This window comes from Aminobacter sp. P4_D5, assembly GCF_056401815.1.
This window is the reverse complement of sequence record NZ_JBFUIP010000070.1, coordinates 1-22061: the sequence shown is the minus strand read 5'-3', so window position 1 is coordinate 22061 and position 22061 is coordinate 1. Positions and strand designations below refer to the sequence as shown.

Sequence of the window (22061 nt, the reverse complement as noted above, 5' to 3'; positions counted from 1 at the left end):
GACAGGCCGGTAGCAGGCTGTCACCCAAAAACCTGTCCTTGGCCCCTTGTGGCCGAGCTGGCCAACGGCCATTTCCCCGGTAACTCCCCAACAGCGAGGCGGGCATGAAGAACGGTGTCGTTATTGTCGGTGCAGGCCATGCCGGCGTCCAGGCCGCCGCCAGCCTGCGCGAAGAAGGCTATGACGGTCCGGTCCTGCTCGTCGGCGACGAGAAGGAACTGCCCTATCACAAGCCGCCGCTGTCCAAGACCTTCATCAAGGATGCCGCCGCCCAGCCGCAGCCGTTGCGCGGCGAAGTCTTCTACACCGGCCATTCGATCGAATTGCGCCCCGGAACCCTTGTCGCGCGCATCGATACCGGCGCGCGCCGGCTCGAGCTCGCCGGCGGCGGCAACCTTGCTTATGACCACCTGATCCTCGCCACCGGCTCGCGCCCGCGCATCTTGCCGCTGCCAGGAGCCGATCTTGCCGGCGTACTGTCGCTGCGCTCGGTCGCCGACGCGCGCCTGATCCGCGACCACAGCGCTGCCTGCGAAGACGTCGTCGTCATCGGCGGCGGCTTCATCGGGCTTGAGATCGCGGCTACCTTGGCCGCTGGCGGCCGTCGCGTCACCGTGGTCGAAGCGCTCGACCGGCTGTTGGGCCGTGCCGTCGCCCCGCTCATCGCCGAGCATGTACGCCAGCGCCTGGCGGCTTCGGGCATCCGCATCCTGCTCAAGACCACCATTGAGCGCATCGAGGGCGAGGGCGGACATGTCGCCGGCGTGCTGACGTCGTCGGGCGAAAGGCTGCCGGCCAGGATGGTCATCATCGGCATCGGCGTCGTGCCCAATGTCGAGCTTGCCGAGACGGCGGGGCTGACCATCGCCAATGGCATCCGCGTCGACCAGGCGATGCGCAGCTCGGTGCCGGAAATCCTCGCCATCGGCGACAATGCCAGCTACCGCCACTGGCAGACCGGGGGCGACGTTCGGCTGGAGTCGGTGCAAAATGCCACCGACCAGGCCAAGCTTGCTGCCCGCACCATCGTTGGCCATGACGGCAGCTACGGTGCCGTGCCGTGGTTCTGGTCCGATATCGGCGACATGAAGCTGCAGATGGTGGGCCTCACCGCCGGCAGCGACCGCCAGATCCTGTCGGGCGACACTGCGGAAAACCGCTTTTCGGTGTTCCACTTCATAGGCGACCGGCTCGTCGCCATCGAATCCGTCAATCGCCCGGCCGACCACATGCTCGGCCGCAAGATGCTCGGCCTCGGCTTCTCGCCGACCGCCGAGATGGTTGCGGGCGGAGCCGAGGCGCTGAAGGCTGCACTCGCAGCCCTGCCGCCAGCTTAAACGGCGACGGTGCGGCTGTCGCGGATCGAGGCTTCGAGGATATCGAGCGCCTCGGTCATGACTTCGTCCTGGATGGTGATCGGCGCCAGGAAACGGATGACGTTGCCATAGACGCCGCAGGTCAACAGGATCAGGCCCTTTTCGAGCGCCTTGAGCCGCACCGCATTGGCGAATTCGGCCGAGGGTGTGCCCTTCTTCACATCGTTGAACTCGACCGCGTTCATGAAGCCGGGCCCACGGATGTCGACGATCTCGGGAACGTCGTCGCGCAAGGATTCGAGCCGTTGCTTGAGCCGGGCACCGAGCTGATTGGCGCGGTCGCACAGATTTTCATCCTCGATCACGTCAAGTACGGCGTGGGCCGCGGCGACGCCGATCGGGCTGCCGCCATAGGTGCCGCCGAGCCCGCCGGGGCCGGGCGCATCCATGATCTCGGCGCGGCCGGTCACCGCGGCGAGCGGAAATCCGCCGGCGAGGCTCTTGGCCATTGTCATGAGGTCGGGCGCGACGTCATGGTAGTCCATGGCAAACATCTTGCCGGTGCGCGCGAAGCCGGTCTGCACTTCGTCGGCGATGAGCAGCATGCCGTGCTGGTCGCAGATCTTGCGCAGGGCTACCATGAAATCGCGCGGCACCTCGTAGAAGCCGCCTTCGCCCTGCACCGGCTCGATGATGATCGCCGCCACACGCGCGGGGTCGACATCGGCCTTGAACAGCCGGTCGAGTGCGGCCAGCGCATCGGCCGTGCTGACGCCGTGCAGCGGCACCGGGAAGGGCGCATGGAAGATGTCGCCCGGCATTGCGCCGAAGCCCGCCTTGTAGGGCTGTACCTTGCCGGTCAGCGCCATGCCCATGAAGGTGCGACCATGGAAGCCGCCGGCAAAGGCGATCACCGCCTGGCGCCCGGTGGCGCTGCGGGCGATCTTGACCGCGTTTTCGACCGCTTCGGCACCCGTGGTGACGAAGATCGTGCGCTTGTCGCCCTTCATCGGCGCAATGGCGTTGAGCCGCTCGCCGAGCCGGACATAACTCTCGTAGGGCACGACCTGATGGCAGGTGTGGGTGAAGCGGTCGAGCTGGGCTTTCACCGCTTCGATGACGCGCGGGTGGCGATGGCCGGTGTTGACGACCGCGATGCCGGAGGAGAAGTCGATGTAGCGTCGGTCCTCGACATCCCAGATCTCGGAGTTCTCGGCGCGGTCGGCATAGACCTGCGTCGTCATGCCGACGCCGCGTGCGATCGTGTTCATCTTGCGCTGTGAGATTTCGGCGTTTTTCATCGCTTATCCTCCAACCTTTCAGGCGTCTTGCACGCACTGAGCCGACGCCATATCTGCACCTCTCCTGGTTTTGTACAAGCCGTCACGATGGCCGAAGTGCCGGGTCCTTGATGACGGCAAAAAAATTGCCGACGCCATGTCGGAATTGCGCATACTGGCGCGTCCTAGTCATGAAGGAACTGAATAGATGCTCTACGCCATCCTTTGCTACAACAACGAAGACGTCGTCTGCGCCTGGTCCAAGGAACAGGACGACGAGGTGATGGCGCGCCTTCAGGTGGTCACAGGCAAGCTGCGCGACCAGGGCCGGCTCGGCCCCGTGGCGCGGCTGATGCCGACGACGGCCGCCACCACCTTGCGCAAGGCCAAGGACGAGCCGTTGATCATTGACGGGCCCTTCGCCGAGACCAAGGAACAGTTCCTCGGTTTCTACGTCGTCGACTGCGACACGCTCGACGATGCCGTCGACGTTGCCAAGGAGCTGGCGGAAGCCAATCCCGGCGGCGGTTCATATGAATTGCGCCCGATCGGCGCGTTTTTCCCCGGAAAAGAGGCAAGATGACCGACCCGGCCTGGATCAACACGGCCCTTTCCTCCGCCAGGCMCCAGGCCGTGGCGGCCCTGCTGCGCTACTTCCGCGATCTCGATACCGCGGAAGAGGCGTTCCAGGAGGCCTGCCTGCGCGCGCTGCGCACCTGGCCCGAAAAGGGACCGCCGCGTGATCCGGCCGCCTGGTTGATCTTTGTCGGCCGCAATTCCGGCATCGATGCCGCAAGGCGCCGCAGCAAGCAGGCGCCGCTGCCGGCCGAAGAGTTGGTTTCCGACCTCGAGGACGTCGAGGCCGGTATCGCCGAGCGTCTCGACGGCCAGCACTACCGCGACGATATCCTGCGCCTGCTGTTCATCTGCTGCCATCCCGACTTGCCGGCGACCCAGCAGGTGGCGCTTGCGCTGCGCATCGTCTCGGGGCTGTCGGTCAAGCAGATCGCGCGCGCCTTTCTCGTCGGCGAAAGCGCAATGGAACAGCGCATCACCCGCGCCAAGGCGCGCATCGCCAATGCCGACGTGCCGTTCGAGGCGCCCGGTCCGGTCGAGCGCTCCGAGCGGGTCGCCGCCGTGCTGGCGATGGTGTATCTCGTCTTCAACGAGGGCTATTCTGCGGGTGCCACCGAAATCGCCAACCGCGCGCCCTTGTGCGAAGAGGCGATCAGGCTGGCGCGGCTGTTGCTGCGCCTGTTCCAGACCGAGCCTGAAGTGATGGGGCTGACAGCGCTTCTGCTGCTCCAGCACGCACGCGCCGCCGCGCGCTTCAATTCCGAAGGCGAATTGGTGCTGATGGAGGACCAGGACCGCACGTTATGGAACCGGTCGCTGATCGACGAAGGCCTGGCGCTGATCGACAAGGCGATGCGCCATCGCCGCTCGGGGCCTTACCAGATCCAGGCGGCGATCGCTGCCCTTCATGCCCGCGCCGCCCGTCCCGAAGATACCGACTGGGCCGAAATCGACCTGCTCTACTCGGTGCTGGAATCGATGACGCCTTCGCCGGTCGTCACGCTTAACAGGGCCGTTGCCTTCGCCAAGCTGCGCGGGCCGGAGGCGGCGCTCAAGCTGATCGAGCCGCTGGCGCCCAAGCTTGCGGGCTATTTCCATTTCTTCGGCGTCAAGGGCGGGCTGTTGATGCAGCTTGGCCGCACCGAAGAGGCGCGCGAAGCTTTTGACCGGGCGATTGCCCTTGCCAACACCGCAGCCGAGGCCGCTCATATCCGCATGCATCTCGACCGGCTTTCGGCGCCTTCACCGACATCGGTGAAGGCGAACGCCAAGGCGACAAGCCGTCAGCTCCAATAGCGGCGCGACTACCCGCGAAGCCAATACGGGAAGTGTCCATCCTCCCCTTTGTCGGGAGACGGTGGCAAGGGCGTCTTCTTGTCGGCCGGGACTTCCACGACCTTGCGATAGAGGTGCCACGTCGCGTGACCGAGCACCGGGATGACTATGGCGAGGCCCGCCAGGAACGGCACTGACCCGATCAGCAGCGCGACCGCGACGATCAGGCCCCACAGCAGCATCGGCACCGGATTGCTCATCACCGCCCGTACCGAGGTCTCGATCGCGGCATAGGCACCGACATCGCAGTCGAGCAGCAGTGGAAGGGCGACGACAGTGGTGCAGAGCACTGTCAGGGCAAACAGGAATCCGATGAGATTGCCCAGGATAACCAGCGTCCAGCCGCGCTGGGTGGTGAAGAGATCGCCGAAGAACGATGCCATCGACTGCGGGGCGTCCGCCCCGTAAAGCGACGTGTAGAGCATCTGCGCGACCAGGAGCCATGCAACGAAAAGCGCGAGCAGCATGATGCCGATGACCAGCATTGCAGGAATGGCCGGCGAATGCCTGACATCGAAGGCATGCTTCCAGGACGTGTCGAGGTTTTGCTCGCGCCTTCGGCTGATCTCGTACAGGCCTATGCCGAAGAAGGGGCCGAGCAAGGCAAAGCCGGACATCAGCGGGAAAATGAGCTGCAGGGCGTTGCCGCCCGAAGTCCATGTGATCAGGAACACCCCAACGACCGGGTAGATCAGGCACAGGAAAACGTAATGCGAAGGCTTGTCCCAAAAGTCGTCGAAGCCACGTCGCAGCGCGTCAAACACATCCGCGACCGTTATGCGTCGGATCGCGGGATGCTCGATCGTATTGGTGGCGCCTGCGTACACATGGAAACTTGCCATGACCACTCCTCCGTTGGGGTGGGTCGCGGCTCGCGCTTGGCATGAGTGGTCACGCCAAACCGCGACCTTCACCTTGGCAAATCATAACGTGTTTCGCGTGATTTGACGACCCTGCCGAACGTGTCTCGGGGGCTCAGGCAAGGTCACCGGACGCAGTGGCCTTGCCCGTTGCCAGCGGACCGGAGTGGCGCTCCATGATCCGGCCGTCGGATGGTCCGGTCAGGCGCCCGTGCGGGCGACCACCGGGACATAGTTTTCGAGCTCCGGCGCCGGGAAGATGACCGAACCGGCGATTTCCGCCGAGCGGTAGAGCCCCATCAGGATCTCGACCACTGCGAGACCGTCATGGAAGGTCTCCATCKGCGTCTCGCCCTTGCGGAAGCACTCGACCATGTGGCGGTTCTCGTCGGTGTAGCCATAGACGCCGGCCTCGTCTTCCAGCACCGGCATCAGGCCCTGTTCGGCGTTCTGCTTTTCGACCAGATCCTCACCCTCCTCGCCCTTAACCTCACGCGACATGAAGATCTTGAGCCCGGTGTTGAGGGAGTTGAACTCCATCGCATATTCGGGCCCGAGCAGTTCGAGCTGGATGCGCAGGCCAGCCCCGACATAGGCCCATGAGGTCGTCGCCTCGATGACCAGTTCGTTGCCTTCCTCGTCCTCGAGCAGGATGGTGCCGCGGGCGAAATCCTCCGACGGGCGGTTGCGGTAGTCGACATCGTTGCCGAAGCGCTTGCGGAGCTGGTCGGCATAGTTGGGGCGCGTCCATTTGAGGTTGGCGACAGTGCCGCTGACCTGCTTGACGGTAAGCGACTTGCGCGCAGCGCCCGGCTTGGTCAGCAGGTGGCGGGCGACCTCGACGCTGTGGCACATCATGTCTGACAAAACGCCGCCGCCCTGCTTGTCGCCCTGCCAGAACCACGGCTCGTGCGGGCCCGAATGCTCCTCCGCCGCGCGTGCCAGATAGGGCCGGCCGGTGGCCGAGGCGGCACGGCGCCAGATGATGTCCTTGCCACGGATGACCGGGGTGCAGAACACCTGGTTTTCGAGATAGCCGTGGTTGAGGCCGGCGTCTTCGGCCAGTCGCAGCATCTCGCGCGCTTCGGCGATGGTGCGGGCAAGCGGCTTTTCGCAGGCAACGGCGAAGACCTTGCTGCGCCCGGCCTTCACCTCGGCATGMAGCGTGCGCATCACGTCGAGGCGGGTGTAGTTGGGCGAAAGGATCCAGATCGCGTCGACATTGTCGGCATTGACGAGCGACTCCAGGCTGTCGTGGCTGGTGCATTCGCCGAGGCCGAGCTCAGTGACGCGGTTGGCGAAACGCGCGCGGTTTTCGGCCTTGCGGCTGAACACGCCGGTGACGTCGACATTGCGCACGCCGAGCATGCCCTTGAGGTGGAATTCCGCGATGAAGCCGCTTCCGACGAAGCCGACGCGCAGCCGCTGTTTGGGCAATCCGGTCATGTGAGGTCCCTCATTCCTAATATCTGAAATCACTTCGGCGCTGGCGCGGTGGTGCCGCGTATCTTCAGCGTTGTCGGCAGCATTGCCGACTTGCGCGGCGTGGGTCCGCCCGTCAGCATGTCGAGCAGCATGGTCATGGCCGCCCTGCCGATCTCGGTGCGCGGCTGGCTGACAGTGGTCAGCGGCGGATAAAAGGCCTCGCTGAGGAACAGGTCGTCGAAGCCGACCACCGACACGTCGCCGGGTATGTCGAGCCCGAGCTTGCGCAACTGGTGGATGACACCGAAAGCCATCTCGTCATTGGCAACGAAGATCGCCGTGGGCGGCTGCGGCAGCTCGAACAGGCCCTGGCACAGGCGCTGGCCGGTGTGCAGCAGATAGTCGCCGACCGGCTCATAGCCTTGGGGGATCGGCAGGCCGCTAGCTGCCATCGCCTTGCGATAGCCGTCGCGGCGATAGATGCTCATGATCTCCGGCACTGGGCCGGAGATATGGGCGATGCGCTTGTGGCCGAGGCCGATCAGATGCTCGACGGCGTTTTGCGCGGCCCCTTCATTGTCGATCAGCACATGTGGAAAGCCGGCGTTCTCGATCGCCTCGAGCGCCACAACGATGGGGGCGTCAGCGACCGAGGCAAGAAAGCCCTCGCGCTCAGGCAGCTTGCCCGTCATCAGGATCATGCCATCGGCATGGCCGTCGCGCAGCATGTCGAAATATTCGACCTCGCGGTCGGAATCGTTTTCGGTATTGCCCATGAGCACGGAGTAGCCGGCGGCGCGCGCGGTGGCTTCGACGCCTTTCAGGATTTCCAGATAGAACGGGTTGCCGACGTCGCGCACCACCATCAGCACCGCCATCGCCTTTTGCGTGCGCAGGTTTCGTGCGCTGACATTGGGACGGTAGTTCATCTCGCGAGCCAGATCGCGGATGCGGCTCAGCGTCGGCTCGGCCACCAGTCCGCTGTCGGAGAGCGCGCGCGAAACGGTGGCCGCGGAAACGCCCAGCCGCTCGGCAATGTCCTTGATCTTGGGACGGTCGTTCATCCGCGCATCGCCCGTCCGCGGCCATAAAACAGCATCAGCAGCAGAAGCGTGGCGCCGAACACCATCTGCCGTCCGGATTCGTCGATATGCACGGTGGTCAGGATGCCCTGCAGGATGACCAGCAGCACGGCACCCGCCATGGTGCCGGTGTAGCCGCCCTTGCCGCCCGACAGCGGCGTGCCGCCGAAGACCACGGCGATGATCGAGGCCAGCATGTATTGTTCGCCGACATTGGCGAAGGACGAGCCCGAATAGCCAAGCAGGCAGATGCCGGTGAGGGACGCGAATACGCCCGAGAGCATGAACAGCGAAATGCGCATGCGCCTGACCGGCACGCCGGCCATGTGGGCCGCATGCTCGTTCGAGCCGATGGCGTAGATGCGGTGGCCGTAGACGGTGCGGCCAAGCATGAAGGCCATCAGCAGCCCGATCGCCACCCACAGCCAGATGATGCCGGGCAGGCCGAGCAGGAAGGGCTGGGTGACGAAGCGCGACAGGCCGGGCGCGGCAAACCCCGACGGAATGYCGTTGCGCACGACGACAAGAAGCCCTTGCAGCACGCCGAGCATGCCGAGCGTCATCACCAGCGGCGGAATGCGCAGCAGCGTAACGCCCAGGCCGTTGAACAGGCCGATCAGGGCACCCGCCGCCATGCAGGCGAGCACCGCCGGCAGGATGGCGCTGTCGGCGCCGTTCATGACATTGCCGGCGATGATGGCGCTGAGCGAGATCACCCCGCCTACCGACAGGTCGATGCCCTCGCGTCCGCCGAGGATCACCAGATTCTGGCCGGCGGCGACGATGCCGAGCAGGGCTGCGACGATCAAAAGCCTGAGGATCTGCTGGCCCGAGGCAAAGCCGGGCGACAGTGCTTCGCCGAGCAGCAGCAGTGCCGCGATCAGGATCAGCGCCACCACCAGCGGCTGCTTGAGGAAGGTCAGAACGGACGAGGGCGTGGGTGCCGAAGGCGTCTGTGTTGTGGCGGTCATGCGCGTGCCCTCCGGCCGACGAGAACGCCCGCCATCAGTGCCACCAGTATGGCGAGGCCCTGGACCAGGTTCTGCCATTCCGACGGCGTGCCGACGAAGAAGACGAGCGAGTTGATGAGGCCGATGATCAAGGCGCCGATGATCGAGCCGACGACGGTGCCGAAGCCGCCCGACAGCGCGCTGCCGCCGAGCACCACCGCTGCCACCGAAAACAGGGTCATCTTGCCGCCGACCAGCGGGTCGCCGCTGGCCGTATCGCCGGTGATGCAAAAGGCGGCGAGCGCTGCAAACAGGCCGCACAGCGCATAGCCCTGGATGCGGATTCTGGTGACGGGCAGACCGCTCTGGAACGCGGCTTGCGCGTCATCGCCGACCGCCAGCAATTGCGTCGACAGCCGGGTGCGGGCGAGCAGATAGAGCACGATTGCAAGCAGCACCGCTGCGTAGAAGACAAACGGGATTTCGAAGAAACGTCCGCCATAGGTGCGCCAGAATGCGGCGGGTGCCGGCGTGCCGGCGACCGGCATGACGTAGAGTGCCAAGCCGGTGAAGAAGATGCTGGTGGCAAAAGTTGCGACGATCGCCTGCAGCCTAAGTGCCGCGACCACGATGCCGTTGACGATGCCGCAGGCAAGGCCGGTGAGCAGGCCGACACACAGGGCGGCGACAAGGGAAAAACCGCTGCCGCCCATCCTTTCCATCATCACGACGATGACGACATTGACCAGCGACACGATGGCGCCGACCGACAGGTCGATGTCGCCGGCATAGACGACATAGGTCTGGGCAACCGCCAGGAGCATCAGCGCCAGATAGGTCTTCACCAGTCCGGTGATGCCGATGAAACTCACGCTGCGCGGCTGGTAGAGACCGTTGAGCGCGAGCAGGACAAGCGCGATCAGCAGCGCCGGCAGGAAGGGATAGCGCTCGACGAGCCGTTTCAGCCCGCCTGGCTTTTGGGAAATGGTCGCGGTTGTCATCACGCGGCCTCGTAAGCTGCCTGGTAGAGATTATAGCGCGTGCGATCYGCGCCGGTGAGTTCGCGCCGCACCGAACCGCCATTGAAGACGAGGATACGGTCGGCGTTGTTGAGCAGCTCGGCGTCTTCGGAGGAATAGAGCACGATGCCCAGCCCCTCTGCGGCGAGCTTGCGGATCAGTGAAAACAGGTCCGCCTTGGCTGAGAGGTCGATGCCCTTGGTCGGGTCGTCGAGCAAAAGCACGTCGGGACGGTCGATCAGCCAGCGCGCAATGACGATCTTCTGCTGGTTGCCGCCCGACAGCGAATTGATCGGATGGCTGAGCCCGCCAAACTTGGTGTGCAGCGCCTCGAGCGCCGGCTTGACGCGTTCGGCGAGCGCAGACGGTCGTGCGAGGAAAAGTTTCTGCCTGAGATAGTGGATCGGCGTGACGTTCTCGAGGATCGGCCGGCCCGAAATGACGCCGTCGCGGCCTCGGTCGCCCGAGACATAGGCGCAGCCGCGCCGGATTGCTTCGCGCGGGTTCTTGGCCGCAAACGGCGCGCCGTTGAGCACGATTTCGCCCGAGGCGACTGGATTGACGCCGAAGATGGCGCGCAGCACTGCCGACTGGCCTTGGCCGTGCAGCCCGCCGAAGCCGAGGATTTCGCCCTTGGCGACCTCGAAGCTGACATTGGCGAAGCCCTTGCCGGAAAGTCCCTTGATCGCCAGAACGTTCGGCCGCCCGGCGGCAACGGCAGCGGGCGGCGCACTGTTGCCGGCGGCGAGTTCGTCCTGGCCGCCGACCATCATGCGGATCACCGCTGCGGGATTGGTCTCAGTGATCTTTTCGGTGCCCACTGTCTCGCCGTCGCGGATGACGGTGACTCGGTCGCCTATGGCGAAGATCTCGTCCATGCGGTGCGAGATGAAGATGATGCTGCGGCCTTGTATCTTCAGCTCGCGCAGGATTTCGAAGAAGCGGTCGACCTGGGCGCGATCTAGTGCGGAGGTCGGTTCGTCGAAGATGATGACGGGTGCCTCGGTTGCCAGCGCCTTCATGATCTCGACCAGCTGGCGCTGGTCGGCGCGCAGGTTCTCGACGGCGGTTTCGGCAGCAAAGCCGTCACCGGAGACGGTGTCGAACAAGGCGATATAGCGTGCGGCGCGGGCCTCCAGCGCAGCGCGATCGACAAAGCCCGCGCGGGTGGTGGGCAGGTCCGGAAGGCAGATGTTTTCCGCCACCGTGCGGTGAGCCGCCAGGCTGAGTTCCTGGTAGAAGATGCCGATGCCGTGGTCGCGCGCCGAGCGTGGCCCGGTGATGGTGACGGGCTTGCCGTCGATCAATATCTCGCCGCCATCCGGCCGGACGCTGCCCGCGAGGACCTTGCACAGCGTGCTCTTGCCCGAACCGTTCGAGCCGATCAGCACATGCACCTCGCCGGCGTCGATCGAAAGGTCGCCGCGGCGTAAGGCAAGGGTGGCGCCGTAAGCTTTGCTTACGCTACGGAGCTCAATTTTAGACATGGTGGTGGCTTCCCTGGACAAGGTCGGTCCGGGGGCGCCGCCTGCTCGGCAGGCACCCCCGGCTTGGGAGGAAGCTTACTTGAAGAGCTTCTCGGCGTCTTCGATGGAAAGCTGGCTGGTGTAGGAGAAGTAGCCCGGCTTGCCTTCCAGATCCTTGGCGACCTGCTCAACGTTCTTGGAGTCGATGAACGGGATCGGCAGGTACATGGCGTTCTTGTACTGGCCAGCCGTTGCCGGCTCCTTCAGTTCTTTGCCCTGCAGCATCAGCACGGCGACGTTGAGTGCCGAGGCCATGACGCCGGGCGGGTTCACCGAAGCGCCGGAGTTCAGCTTGTCCTTGACCCAAAGGTCGATGAAGTCCTTGCGGATCTCGCCCGTGGCGGCGATCGACGACTGCTTCTTGGCATCGATGATCGACTTCCAGGCGCCTGCCGCCATGCCGTCCTGCACCCACACGCCATTGATGTCGGGGTTGGTGGCGAGCAGGTTCTGCATCGCCTGCTGGCCCTGGGCCTGATCCCAGTTGGCGTTGACTTCATTGACGATCTTGATGTCCGGGTACTGGCCGAACACTTCCTTGTAGCCGGCGACGCGCATCTCGTTGGCCGGGTGGCCGGCTACGCCGTTGATGGCTACCACGTTGCCCTTGCCGCCGAGCGTCTCGGCCAGCCACTTGGCGCCCGCCGCGCCCCATGCCTTCTGGTCGATGCCGACATAGGTGGCGTCGGGCGACGACACTTCGGCGTCGGTCGAGATCACCAGGATGCCGGCTTCCTTGGCCTGGGCGAAGACCGGATCGAACGCGGTGGGGCTGTTCGGATTGATGATGATGGCGTTGACGCCCTCGCTGATGAAGTTGCGGACATGCGCGATCTGGCCGGGCACGTCGACATTGGCGCTCTGCACAACGACTTCGACATTGACGCCCTTGTCCTTCCAAGCGGCGGCCGCGGCCTGCGCCTGTTCGATCATCTGCGTGCGCCACTCCGAGCCGACCCAGCCATTCGACAGGCCGATCTTGAAGTCGGCCGCTTGGGTCGAGAACGCCGATACGGCCAATGCCGCGACGGTGGTTAAGGCAAATGCTGCAAATTTCTTCATGAATTCCTCCCGATGCAAAAACTGCTGCATCAGATGATAGTCAGAAAATGTAATCGATTTCAATCGGCATTTTTCGAGGTTTTCGACTCGATTTACGTCTCCGTGCCGTCAACGCGGATCCACGACTGCTGGCGCGTGATATGTTGGAGACATCGTTCCAGGACGGTACCAGCCTGGGAACAAGCAAAGTTGCATCGTCCGCCTGCGGAGGTTCCAGCTTGACCATATTGCTGACCGTCCTGGCGATGCTCGCCTTCGCCGCGAATTCGCTGCTGGCACGCGCGGCGTTGGATGGGGCGACGATCGATGCGGCGGCCTACACGGCCGTTCGCCTGATCTCGGGCGCCGTAGCTCTGATGCTGCTGATCTACTGGCAGCGTGGGCGCGGTGCGTTTCGTGCACTTCCCGGCAACTGGCCTTCGGGCCTGGCCTTGTTTTCCTATGCCTTGGCTTTCTCGCTCGCCTATCTTCGGCTTGGGGCAGCGACGGGCGCGCTGATACTCTTCGCTTCGGTTCAGGGAACCATGATTTCGTGGGGTATCTTCAGGCGCAACCGGCCGACAGGTCTTGAATTGACCGGGCTGGCAGTGGCGTTCGCCGCATTCGTCTATCTCCTCGTACCCGGTCTCAATGCGCCTGATCTCTACGGCAGCATCCTGATGGTGGTTTCGGGCATTGCCTGGGGTGTCTATTCCTTGCGCGGCCGCGGATCGGCGAGCCCGCTTGGCGACACGGCGGGCAATTTCGTTCGCTCGGCGCTGATCTGCCTGCCGCTGGTGCTTTTGCCGATGTTTGCGGATCGCATCACGCCCCTTGGCGTTGGCCTGGCGACCGTCTCCGGCGTCCTCGCTTCGGGCCTGGGCTATGCCGTGTGGTATCGCGCTCTGCCCGGACTTTCGACGACACAGGCCGCTGTCGTGCAACTGACTGTCCCGGTTATCGCGGCGACCGGTGCGACCGCCTTGCTGGGCGAGGCGTTGTCCTCCCGACTGGTGTTTTCCAGCCTCTGCATTCTTTGCGGGGTCGGGCTCGCGATAATCTCGCGCAGGCCGAATTGACGTCGCAACCACTCGCATCGGCGCGCTGGACGGGTCTTTTTGCCGGGCAAAGGCCCTCGTCCGGGCGCTTGCGTCTCGACATTGACGCCGCCGGATATTAGGCAAGCGCCAACATCGCGCTTTCAAAAAGGCCTGAACGTGAGCAACAAAACCCTGATCGCCCCGTCGGTGCTGTCGTCGGACTTCTCCAAACTCGGCGATGAGGTCGAGGCCATCGTCGCCGCTGGCGCCGACTGGATCCATCTCGACGTCATGGACGGGCACTTCGTTCCCAACATCACCTTCGGCCCGCCCGTCATTAAGGCGATCCGCAACCGCACCGACAAGGTGTTCGATTGCCATCTGATGATCACGCCCGCCGACCCTTATCTTGCGGCATTCGCCGACGCCGGTTGCGACATCATCACTGTCCATGCCGAGGCCGGCCCGCATCTCGACCGCTCGCTGCAGACCATCCGGAACCTGGGCAAGAAGGCCGGCGTGTCGCTCAATCCATCGACACCTGAATCGGTGATCGAATATGTGCTCGACCGGCTCGACCTCGTGCTTTTGATGACCGTCAATCCGGGCTTTGGCGGCCAAGCCTTCATTCCGGCTGTCATCGACAAGGTCAAGCGGGTCAAGGCGATGATCGGCAATCGCCCGATCGACATCGAGATCGACGGCGGCGTGACGCCCGAGACCGCGCCGCTGGTCACCGCCGCCGGCGCCAACGTGCTGGTCGCCGGCAATGCCGTGTTCAAGGGCGGGCCTTCGGCCTATGCGGCGAATATCGAAGCGATTAGGGCTGCCGCGGACAAGGCCGCTATCTGAGTTTGAAGATTTGCCCCTCACCCTTACCCTCTCCCCGTGAAGAACGGGGAGAGGGGGCGTCGGCGTTGGAGCTTCGTCATTCTCCCCGTCATTACGGGGAGAAGGTGCCGGCAGGCGGGTGAGGGGCAGTGCCGACGTGGCAAGGTCAGCAGGCCGCTAAGCGGGCTGGCCGACCTCGTTCTCGAACCTAAGCCGCAAACACCCTGTTGCCGTCGATCCAAACGCCCGACACGTCGAGCGTGTCGCTGAGCTGGACAATATTGGCGGCAAAGCCCTTGAGCAGGCGGCCGAGATGCTTGTCCTGGCCGACAGCTTCGGCCGGATAGAGCGAGGCCATGCGCAGTGCTTCGCCGAGCTCCATGCCGATCTTTTCGTGCATGAAGCGCACCGCCGAGATCATGTCGAGATCAGCACCCGCAAGCGTGCCGTCTTCCAGTGTCAGGCGGCCATTCTCGCGCTTGATGGTGCGTCCGTTCAGCACAAACGACTTCATGTCGGTGCCGATCGTTGCCATGGCATCGGTGACCAGGAAGATGCGCGCCGGGCCGTTCTTGGCGCGCAGCGCGATCGCCATCGTTGCCGGGTCGACATGGATGCCGTCGGCGATCAGGCCGGCCGAGAACGTCCCGATATCGACCGCGGCACCGGCAAGGCCGGGTTCGCGATTGCCGATCTGGCTCATTGCGTTGAACAGATGCGTCGCCATCGTGGCACCCGCCTCGGCATATTGCTTTGCCGTGCGGTAGTTCGTGTCGGTGTGGCCGAGGCTGACCACGATACCGGCGTCGGCGAGCGCCTTGACCTGAGCCGGGGTGACGGATTCCGTCGCCACAGTGGTCAAAAGTACCGGCATCGTCGAGCACGCGGCGATCAGGGCCGCCTGCTCCGCCTCGTCCATCGGGTGGATCAGCTTGGGATCATGCGCGCCCTTGCGGGCGAGCGACAAATGCGGCCCTTCGAGATGCAGCCCGAGGAAACCCGGGACCTTGCTCTTTGCCGCATCTGCACCTGCCGCGATCGTCGCGCGCGTGATCTCGCGGGTGTCGGTGATCAGCGTCGGCAGCACTGCGGTGGTGCCGAACGGCATCTGCGCCTTGCAGATGATATCGAGCGTGTCGACATCGGGCTTGTCGTTGAGCATCAGCCCACCGCCGCCATTGACCTGARGGTCGATGAAGCCGGGGGCAACAATGCCGCCGCCGTCCGTAACCGCAATGCCAGCCGGCACGGCATCGCGCTTGACGATGCTCTCGACCAGCCCCTCGGTGACGATGAGCGCGGCATCTTCATGCCACGCCTCTCCGTCGAAGATGCGTGCCGCACCTATGGCAAAACGATTGGTCATATCGTTTCGGTCACTTTCCTGAGGTTAGGCGGGCTATCGGGGTCGAGGCCGCGATGGCGGGCAAAAGCCTCGACGAAGCCATAGAACGAAGCGATCAGCATCAGCGGATCGGTCAGCGGGTGGCCGGTCGCGACATGCGGCAGAATATGCGCCTTCTTGGCCAATGCCGAGGTGATGTGGATGGCGGCACCGCGCGCGGCTAGCCCGTCGGCGGCTTCTGATATCGAGGGCTCGGAGGCATCGCGGGCGGCAAGGGCCAGCACCGGGAAGCCCGGCCGCACCAGCGCCAGCGGGCCGTGCATCACTTCGGCTGCACTGTAGGATTCCGCGTGCATGGCGCAGGTTTCCTTGAACTTCAGTGCCGCCTCGTTGGCGATGGCAAACGAGGGACCACGGCCGAGGATGAACAGCGAGTTGGTGTCGTCGGTGAGCGCATCGGCGATGCTCATCCAGTCGCATTCGACCGCCTTGGCGAAATAGTCAGGCAGTGCCTTGAGTGCGGCGAGCAGCTTGTCGTCGCCGGTCCAGTGGCCAAGCACGGCAAGCCCGGCGACCGCCGAGTTGACGAAGGTCTTGGTCGCGGCCACGCTCTTTTCGGTCCCTGCGAGGATGTCGATGGCGTGGTCGGATGCGACTGCCAGCGGCGAACCGGCAGTGTTGGTCAAGGCGATCGTCAGCGCGCCGCCGGCGCGCGCGCCTTCGGCCATGGCGACGATGTCGGGGCTTTTGCCCGACTGCGAAATGGCGATGCACGCGGAATCGGCAAGCTTGAGCTTGGCGCCGTAAATCGACGAGATCGACGGGCCGATGGACGCGACGGGAAGCCCGGCGGTCAGCTCGATGGCGTATTTGAGGAAGGAGGCCGCGTGGTCGGACGAACCGCGTGCCACGGTGGTGATGAAGCGCGGAGCTGCGCGCTTGAGGTGCTGGCCGGTTTCGGCAAGTTCCTTAGCGGAACCTTCGAGCAGGCGCGCTGTGGCTTCGGGGATTTCGGCGATTTCGCGCCGCATATGCGTTGTCGCGTTCAAGCGATGTCTCCTTCTTGCCCATCCGGGCCGGGTAGCCTTAGTTCGGCGACGAAATCATAGGCGTCGCCACGATAGATCGACTTGGTGAACTCGATCACCTTGCCGCTGGCAAGGTATGAGATGCGCTCGATCTGCAGGCAGGCCGAGCCCGCCGGCACCAATAGCAGCTTGGCCTCGGCTTCGCCGAGATTGACTGCCGAGATGCGCTGTACGGCACGCACCGGCCGGTGGCCAGTCTTGCCCAGTGCCATATAGAGCGAAGATGTCACTTCACGAGGGTCGGCAAGCACCGAAGCGGAAATGGCCGCGCGCTCGATCGCCAGCGGCGTTTCGTCGGCAATGCGCAGGCGGCTCAACCGTGACACCAGCTCGCTGGCCGACAGCCCAAGCACCATCATCTCGTCGGGCGAGGGCGGGTAGACGCCGCGCTCGAGCCATTGCGAGCGGGCCGCCATGCCGCGCCGGGCCATGTCTTCGGTGAACGAGGTCAGGCGCGAAAGCGACTGCTCCACGCGCTCCATGCGCGGCGCAACGAACGTGCCCGAGCCATGGCGCTGCACCAGCACGCCCGACTTGACCAGATCCTGCACCGCCTTGCGCACGGTGACGCGTGAAATGTCGGCCTGGGCGGCGATATCGCGTTCCGAGGGCAGGGCGTCGCCGGGGCCGATCAGCCCGCGCTTGACTGCCTCTTCGATGTTTTTCTTGAGCTGGAGATAGAGTGGGGCGCCACTTTGGGTGACGTCGCGCAGGGCGGCAAAAATGCGTTCGGCGGCATCATCCATGGCCGCCTCCCGCTTTGCCGAATTTCCGGACCGCCATCTGTACCGCGCCGCCAAGTGCATCTTGCAGTGGCGGATGCATGATCGTGCGGTAGCGTTTTGAAAGCAGCGGCGCATAGAGGCCGGCTAGCCCACCGAGCAGGCAAAGCCTCTGCGTCGGCGACAGGTCGAAGACGGCGAGCGTTTCCTCGACGTCGGAAACCGCGCGCTCGACCAGCCGCTGACCGACGGCATCGCCTTTCGATGCGTGTTCGAACACCATCGGCGCGAACCCGCCATAATCGGCAGGCTTGGCTGCGGTGGTGAATTCGACGATGTCGCTTGGATTGCCGTTGAAACGCTCAAGCATGATGTCGGTCAACGCCGAACCGGCATGGATCTTGTCGTAGACGAGCAGTGTTTCCTGCAGCAGCTCGCGCCCGATGCGCGCGCCGCTGCCGAGATCGCCGATCTGGAAGCCCCAGCCACCTATGGGGCGCAACTGTCCTTGCTGGCGTGCCAGATAGACGGTGCCGGTTCCAAGTGCCGCGATGGCGCCATCATGCGCGCCGAGCGCGCCTTCGAGCGAGATGAGCGAGTCGTTTTCAACAGAGCTGTTTCGGAACGGCAGCATGGCTTCGAGCCGCTGCTTGTAGTCGCCGACATTGGCGCCGGCGAGGCCGAGCACGGCGTCGGTCGAAGCGATAAATGCGGGGTCAAGGCCGGCATCGATGAATGCCAGGCGGGCAGCTTCGACGATGTTGTCACAAGCGCCAGCGAGGTCGGTGCGGATATTGGCCGGTCCGCCACGCCCGCGACCCAAATTGTCGCCGGTTGCAGTGGCCAGTGCGGCCCGGCAGCCGGTGCCGCCACCATCTATCCCGAGCACAAGATCCACGGCGTTTTCTCCTCGCCGCCGATAATACCAATAAAATACCAATAGCCAAGCTTTAAATTCCGGCAGCCGGACCAGAATCCCCATTTGATTGAATTGTATAGATTTTTCGATCTGCCTTGCGTTGCAGCAAAGGAATTTGTTAACGCCGCTGGACAAGTGGTATTTTTTTGGTATTGTCGGCGAAAGGGAGAGACAGAATGGCGCCAAGGCGTACAGAAGCGGTGCACAAAGATGCCGGGGGCATTGATGCCCAGGCACCCGATTCCGTTCTCCGCCTGCTTGCGGATGCCCAGGTCGAAGCTGCCCGCGCTGTCCATGCCGCCATCCCCGAAATCGCTCAAGCCGCCGCAAAAGTCGCTGCCTGCCTCGCTGGCGGTGGCCGCCTTGTCTATGCCGCTGCGGGCAGTTCCGGCCTGATGGCGCTGGCTGACGCGCTTGAGCTTCCCGGAACTTTTGGCATCCCGCGCGAGCGCGTGTTCATCCTGCTGGCCGGCGGCACCGAGGCGCTGGTCAATCTGGCCGGTGGGCCGGAAGACGATGCCGACCAGGCCGCTCGCGATGTCGCTGCGACCGGTCTAGATGCCGGCGACTGCCTGATTGCCATTTCCGCCAGCGGCTCGACGCCCTATGCGATGGGTGCTCTTGAAGAGGCCAAGCGCCGCGGTGCCGCAACGATTGCCTTTGCCAACAATTCCGGCGCGCCGATGTTTGGTCTCGCCGAGATTTCCGTGCTGCTGGCGACGCCGCCGGAAGTCGTTGCCGGCTCGACCCGTATGGGTGCCGGCACCGCGCAGAAGGTCGCCCTCAACATGATGTCGACGCTTGCCGCGATCCATCTCGGCCATGTCCATGACGGCTATATGGTCAATCTCCACGCCGACAATCTGAAGCTGCACGAGCGCGCAGCGCGCATCGTCTCAGTCATTGCCGGCAGTGATGCTGCCACCGCGAAAAGCCTGCTCGAAAAGAGCGGGGGCTCGGTGAAAGTGGCAATCCTTCTGGCCTCAGGGGCGGCAAGCCCCGAGGCGGCAAACCAACTTCTGGATGGGGCGGACCAGAAACTGAGGTCCGCACTGTCGAAGCTCGAGGGGAGCAGAGGCTCTCATCAGTAGAGGCCCGAGAGAACGTAAACAGGGAGAATGGAAATGAAACACAGGTTGCTTACTGGACTTCTGATGGCGTCCAGCATTCTCGGCTCCGCCGGGATCGCGCTCGCCCAGGACAAGACGCTCACCATCGAGAGCTGGCGCAATGACGACCTCGCCATCTGGCAGGAAAAGTTGATCCCGGCGTTCGAAGCCAAGAACCCCGGCATCAAAGTCGTGTTCTCGCCCACGGCTCCGACCGAATACAACGCCTCGCTCAACGCCAAGCTCGACGCCGGCTCGGCTGGTGATCTGATCACCTGCCGTCCGTTCGACGCCTCGCTCGAGCTCTACAAGAAGGGCCAGCTTGCCGATCTGACCAGCCTTGCTGGCATGGAGAACTTCTCCGACGTCGCCAAGTCCGCCTGGCAGACCGACGATGGCAAGGCGAGCTTCTGCGTGCCGATGGCGTCCGTCATCCACGGCTTCATCTACAACAAGGACGCCTTCGAAAAGCTCGGCATCGCCGTGCCGGCGACCGAAGAAGAGTTCTTCGCCGCCCTCGACAAGATCAAGGCCGACGGCACCTTCATCCCCATGGCCATGGGCACCAAGGATCTCTGGGAAGCCGCGACCATGGGCTACCAGAACATCGGCCCGAACTACTGGAAGGGCGAAGAAGGCCGTCTGGCGCTCATCAAGGGCGAGCAGAAGCTGACCGATGCCGACTGGGTTGCGCCTTTTGCGACGCTCGCCAAGTGGAARCCTTATCTCGGCGACGGCTTCGAAGCCCAGACCTATCCGGACAGCCAGAACCTCTTCACGCTCGGCCGCGCCGCCATCTACCCGGCCGGCTCGTGGGAGATTTCGACCTTCAACACCCAGGCTCAGTTCAAGATGGGTGCCTTCCCGCCGCCGGTCCAGAAGGCTGGCGACACCTGCTACATCTCCGACCATAACGACATCGGCATTGGCCTCAACGCCAAGAGCGCGAACGCCGATGCCGCCAAGACCTTCCTGACCTGGGTGGCTTCGCCAGAATTCGCGACCATCTATGCCAACGCGCTGCCGGGCTTCTTCAGCCTGAACTCGGCTGCCGTGAAGATGGAAGACCCGATGGCTCAGGAGTTCGTTTCCTGGCGCGAGAAGTGCAAGCCGACGATCCGCTCGACCTATCAGGTTCTGTCGCGCGGCACGCCGAATCTCGAAAACGAGACCTGGGTCAAGTCGGCCAACGTCATCAACGGCACCGAGACCCCGGAAGCCGCTGCTGCCGAGCTGCAGAAGGGCCTCGACAGCTGGTTCAAGCCGGCTAAGTAAGATGCGGCGGGCTTGATGCTCGCTCAGGAGGGCGCCGCCTTGGTGGCGCTCTCCGTCCCTTGACGATTTCGAACCTCGCGGAATCGAAATGAGGGGTTGAACGATAGCGTACAAAGATGCGCTCCTGCTTCCGATAGCCATCTGGCGGGAAGCGCCGCAGGGGTCCATCCTCGCAGTCATGATCAACGGTCGAAAACGGGCCGGGCCAGGGAATTTGAGATGTCGGAGCAAAGCCTAGAGCATAGCCAAGACAAGAGACCGACGCGCTGGCACATCGCCGTTTTCCTGGCGCCGGCACTCCTGGTCTACACCGCGGTGATGATCCTGCCGCTGTTCGGCACCTTGCAGCTGTCGCTATTCCRCAACATCGACAACGCCCAGGTGTTCACCGGCTTCGACAATTTCCGCACGCTGTTTGGCGATCCGCGCTGGGCGGCATCATTCTGGAACGCGCTTGGCAACAACACCTGGTTCTTCATCATCCACATGCTGGTGCAGAACCCGATCGGCGTCATGCTCGCAGCGCTGCTGTCGAGCCCCAAGCTGCGCTTTTCCGCCTTTTACCGTACGGCGATCTTCATCCCGACGATCCTGTCCTTCGTCATCGTCGGTTTCGCCTGGAAGCTGATCCTGAGCCCGCTGTGGGGCGTGGCGCCGAACCTGCTCGACCTCGTCGGTCTCAAGAGCCTGTTCGTGCCGTGGCTCGGCAAGGAAGAATACGCGCTGACCACGCTCGGCCTGATCTCGGTGTGGCAGTTCGTCGGCATCCCGATGATGCTGATCTACGCCGCCATGCTGTCGATCCCCGAAGAGGTCATCGAAGCGGCCGAATGCGACGGCGTCACCGGCTTTTCCCAGTTCTGGAAGATCAAGCTGCCGCTGATCCTGCCCTCCATCGGCATCATCTCTATCCTCACCTTCGTCGGCAACTTCAACGCCTTCGACCTGATCTATTCGGCGCAAGGCGCGCTCGCCGGTCCCAATTACGCCACCGACATCCTGGGCACGTTCCTCTACCGCACCTTCTTCGGCTTCCAGCTGCAGATCGGCGACCCCAACATGGGCGCCACCATCGCCTCGATGATGTTCTTCATCATCCTCGCCGGCGTGTGCCTCTATCTGTTCCTTATCCAGCGGCGGCTGCGCCGCTACCAGTTCTGAGGGCGTCATGAGCAAGGCTGCCACATCCCTGCCACGCAGCATCGGCGCACATGCGGTGCTGCTGACCTACACKGTCATCGCGCTGTTTCCGGTGCTGGTCATCGTCGTCAACTCGTTCAAGTCGCGCAACGCCATCTTCCGTTCGCCCTTGTCTTTGCGAC

The 22061-nt window shown here is 63.9% G+C and carries 20 protein-coding genes and 1 pseudogene; 9 read left to right on the top strand and 12 right to left on the bottom strand.

Annotation, left to right across the window (positions count from 1 at the left end; all coding sequences use genetic code 11):
- Positions 1-104: 104 nt before the first annotated feature.
- Complete coding sequence (locus tag AC1DWF_RS16630) at positions 105-1337, top strand: NAD(P)/FAD-dependent oxidoreductase (RefSeq protein WP_476781709.1); 1233 nt, start codon at positions 105-107, stop codon at positions 1335-1337.
- Here AC1DWF_RS16630 and AC1DWF_RS16625 read toward each other — a convergent pair.
- Positions 1334-2617 carry a 4-aminobutyrate--2-oxoglutarate transaminase gene (locus tag AC1DWF_RS16625; RefSeq protein WP_476781708.1) on the bottom strand — a complete coding sequence of 428 codons (1284 nt, stop codon included), beginning with the start codon at positions 2615-2617 and terminating at the stop codon, positions 1334-1336. The two genes, AC1DWF_RS16630 and AC1DWF_RS16625, sit on opposite strands and share 4 nt — an antisense overlap.
- Positions 2618-2804: 187 nt before the next feature.
- Here AC1DWF_RS16625 and AC1DWF_RS16620 point away from each other — a divergent pair, with 187 nt between their 5' ends.
- Positions 2805-3179 (top strand): YciI family protein, encoded by a 375-nt coding sequence (locus tag AC1DWF_RS16620; RefSeq protein WP_476781707.1) that lies wholly within the window; start codon positions 2805-2807, stop codon positions 3177-3179.
- Positions 3176-4468 carry an RNA polymerase sigma factor gene (locus AC1DWF_RS16615; RefSeq protein ID WP_476841844.1) on the top strand — a complete coding sequence of 431 codons (1293 nt, stop codon included), beginning with the start codon at positions 3176-3178 and terminating at the stop codon, positions 4466-4468. The genes AC1DWF_RS16620 and AC1DWF_RS16615 overlap by 4 nt, the downstream gene beginning before the upstream one ends.
- Positions 4469-4476: 8 nt before the next feature.
- Here AC1DWF_RS16615 and AC1DWF_RS16610 read toward each other — a convergent pair whose 3' ends face one another.
- From AC1DWF_RS16610 to AC1DWF_RS16580, 7 genes are all read right to left on the bottom strand, one after another.
- Positions 4477-5349: a DUF2189 domain-containing protein gene (locus tag AC1DWF_RS16610; protein ID WP_476781705.1), complete on the bottom strand. Its 873-nt coding sequence runs from the start codon at positions 5347-5349 to the stop codon at positions 4477-4479.
- A 219-nt stretch (positions 5350-5568) separates the two neighbouring features.
- Entirely contained in the window at positions 5569-6813 is a 1245-nt protein-coding gene (locus tag AC1DWF_RS16605) for a Gfo/Idh/MocA family protein (protein ID WP_476841843.1), read from the bottom strand.
- A gap of 29 nt (positions 6814-6842) precedes the next feature.
- Positions 6843-7856: a LacI family DNA-binding transcriptional regulator gene (locus AC1DWF_RS16600; RefSeq protein WP_476781703.1), complete on the bottom strand. Its 1014-nt coding sequence runs from the start codon at positions 7854-7856 to the stop codon at positions 6843-6845.
- Positions 7853-8845, bottom strand: coding sequence for an ABC transporter permease (locus AC1DWF_RS16595; protein ID WP_476841842.1), 993 nt, complete (start codon positions 8843-8845; stop codon positions 7853-7855). The genes AC1DWF_RS16600 and AC1DWF_RS16595 overlap by 4 nt, the downstream gene beginning before the upstream one ends.
- A complete protein-coding gene (locus tag AC1DWF_RS16590) occupies positions 8842-9825 on the bottom strand; it encodes an ABC transporter permease (protein ID WP_476781701.1) in 984 nt (327 codons plus the stop codon). Before AC1DWF_RS16590 ends, AC1DWF_RS16595 begins: the two co-directional genes overlap by 4 nt.
- Positions 9825-11330, bottom strand: a complete 1506-nt coding sequence (locus AC1DWF_RS16585; protein WP_476781700.1) for a sugar ABC transporter ATP-binding protein — start codon at positions 11328-11330, stop codon at positions 9825-9827. The genes AC1DWF_RS16590 and AC1DWF_RS16585 overlap by 1 nt, the downstream gene beginning before the upstream one ends.
- Positions 11331-11405: 75 nt before the next feature.
- Positions 11406-12431 carry a substrate-binding domain-containing protein gene (locus tag AC1DWF_RS16580; RefSeq protein ID WP_476781699.1) on the bottom strand — a complete coding sequence of 342 codons (1026 nt, stop codon included), beginning with the start codon at positions 12429-12431 and terminating at the stop codon, positions 11406-11408.
- Positions 12432-12649: 218 nt separating this feature from the next.
- On the opposite strand from AC1DWF_RS16580, the gene AC1DWF_RS16575 reads away from it, so the two are divergent.
- Positions 12650-13489 (top strand): DMT family transporter, encoded by an 840-nt coding sequence (locus AC1DWF_RS16575; protein WP_476804390.1) that lies wholly within the window; start codon positions 12650-12652, stop codon positions 13487-13489.
- Between the two features lie 138 nt (positions 13490-13627).
- Positions 13628-14302, top strand: coding sequence for a ribulose-phosphate 3-epimerase (gene rpe / locus AC1DWF_RS16570; RefSeq protein ID WP_476783259.1), 675 nt, complete (start codon positions 13628-13630; stop codon positions 14300-14302).
- 187 nt (positions 14303-14489) lie between these two features.
- On the opposite strand, the gene nagA is transcribed toward rpe, so the two are convergent.
- The 4 genes from nagA to AC1DWF_RS16550 are packed head-to-tail and all read right to left on the bottom strand — an operon-like array spanning position 14490 to position 18334.
- Positions 14490-15647: an N-acetylglucosamine-6-phosphate deacetylase gene (gene nagA, locus AC1DWF_RS16565; protein WP_476841841.1), complete on the bottom strand. Its 1158-nt coding sequence runs from the start codon at positions 15645-15647 to the stop codon at positions 14490-14492.
- Positions 15644-16657 (bottom strand): SIS domain-containing protein, encoded by a 1014-nt coding sequence (locus AC1DWF_RS16560; RefSeq protein WP_476783260.1) that lies wholly within the window; start codon positions 16655-16657, stop codon positions 15644-15646. The genes nagA and AC1DWF_RS16560 overlap by 4 nt, the downstream gene beginning before the upstream one ends.
- Positions 16658-16671: 14 nt before the next feature.
- Positions 16672-17460: a GntR family transcriptional regulator gene (locus AC1DWF_RS16555; RefSeq protein WP_476783257.1), complete on the bottom strand. Its 789-nt coding sequence runs from the start codon at positions 17458-17460 to the stop codon at positions 16672-16674.
- Positions 17453-18334: a glucosamine kinase nucleotide-binding domain-containing protein gene (locus AC1DWF_RS16550; protein WP_476783256.1), complete on the bottom strand. Its 882-nt coding sequence runs from the start codon at positions 18332-18334 to the stop codon at positions 17453-17455. Before AC1DWF_RS16550 ends, AC1DWF_RS16555 begins: the two co-directional genes overlap by 8 nt.
- Positions 18335-18531: 197 nt before the next feature.
- Here AC1DWF_RS16550 and AC1DWF_RS16545 point away from each other — a divergent pair, with 197 nt between their 5' ends.
- From AC1DWF_RS16545 to AC1DWF_RS16530, 4 genes and pseudogenes are all read left to right on the top strand, one after another.
- Positions 18532-19446, top strand: coding sequence for an N-acetylmuramic acid 6-phosphate etherase (locus tag AC1DWF_RS16545; RefSeq protein ID WP_476788268.1), 915 nt, complete (start codon positions 18532-18534; stop codon positions 19444-19446).
- Between the two features lie 33 nt (positions 19447-19479).
- Positions 19480-20739 carry an ABC transporter substrate-binding protein gene (locus tag AC1DWF_RS16540; RefSeq protein WP_476783254.1) on the top strand — a complete coding sequence of 420 codons (1260 nt, stop codon included), beginning with the start codon at positions 19480-19482 and terminating at the stop codon, positions 20737-20739.
- Positions 20740-20958: 219 nt separating this feature from the next.
- On the top strand, positions 20959-21900 hold the full coding sequence (locus tag AC1DWF_RS16535; RefSeq protein ID WP_476841840.1) for a carbohydrate ABC transporter permease: 942 nt from the start codon (positions 20959-20961) through the stop codon (positions 21898-21900).
- A gap of 7 nt (positions 21901-21907) precedes the next feature.
- A pseudogene (locus AC1DWF_RS16530) lies at positions 21908-22061 on the top strand (carbohydrate ABC transporter permease); the annotation flags it as partial.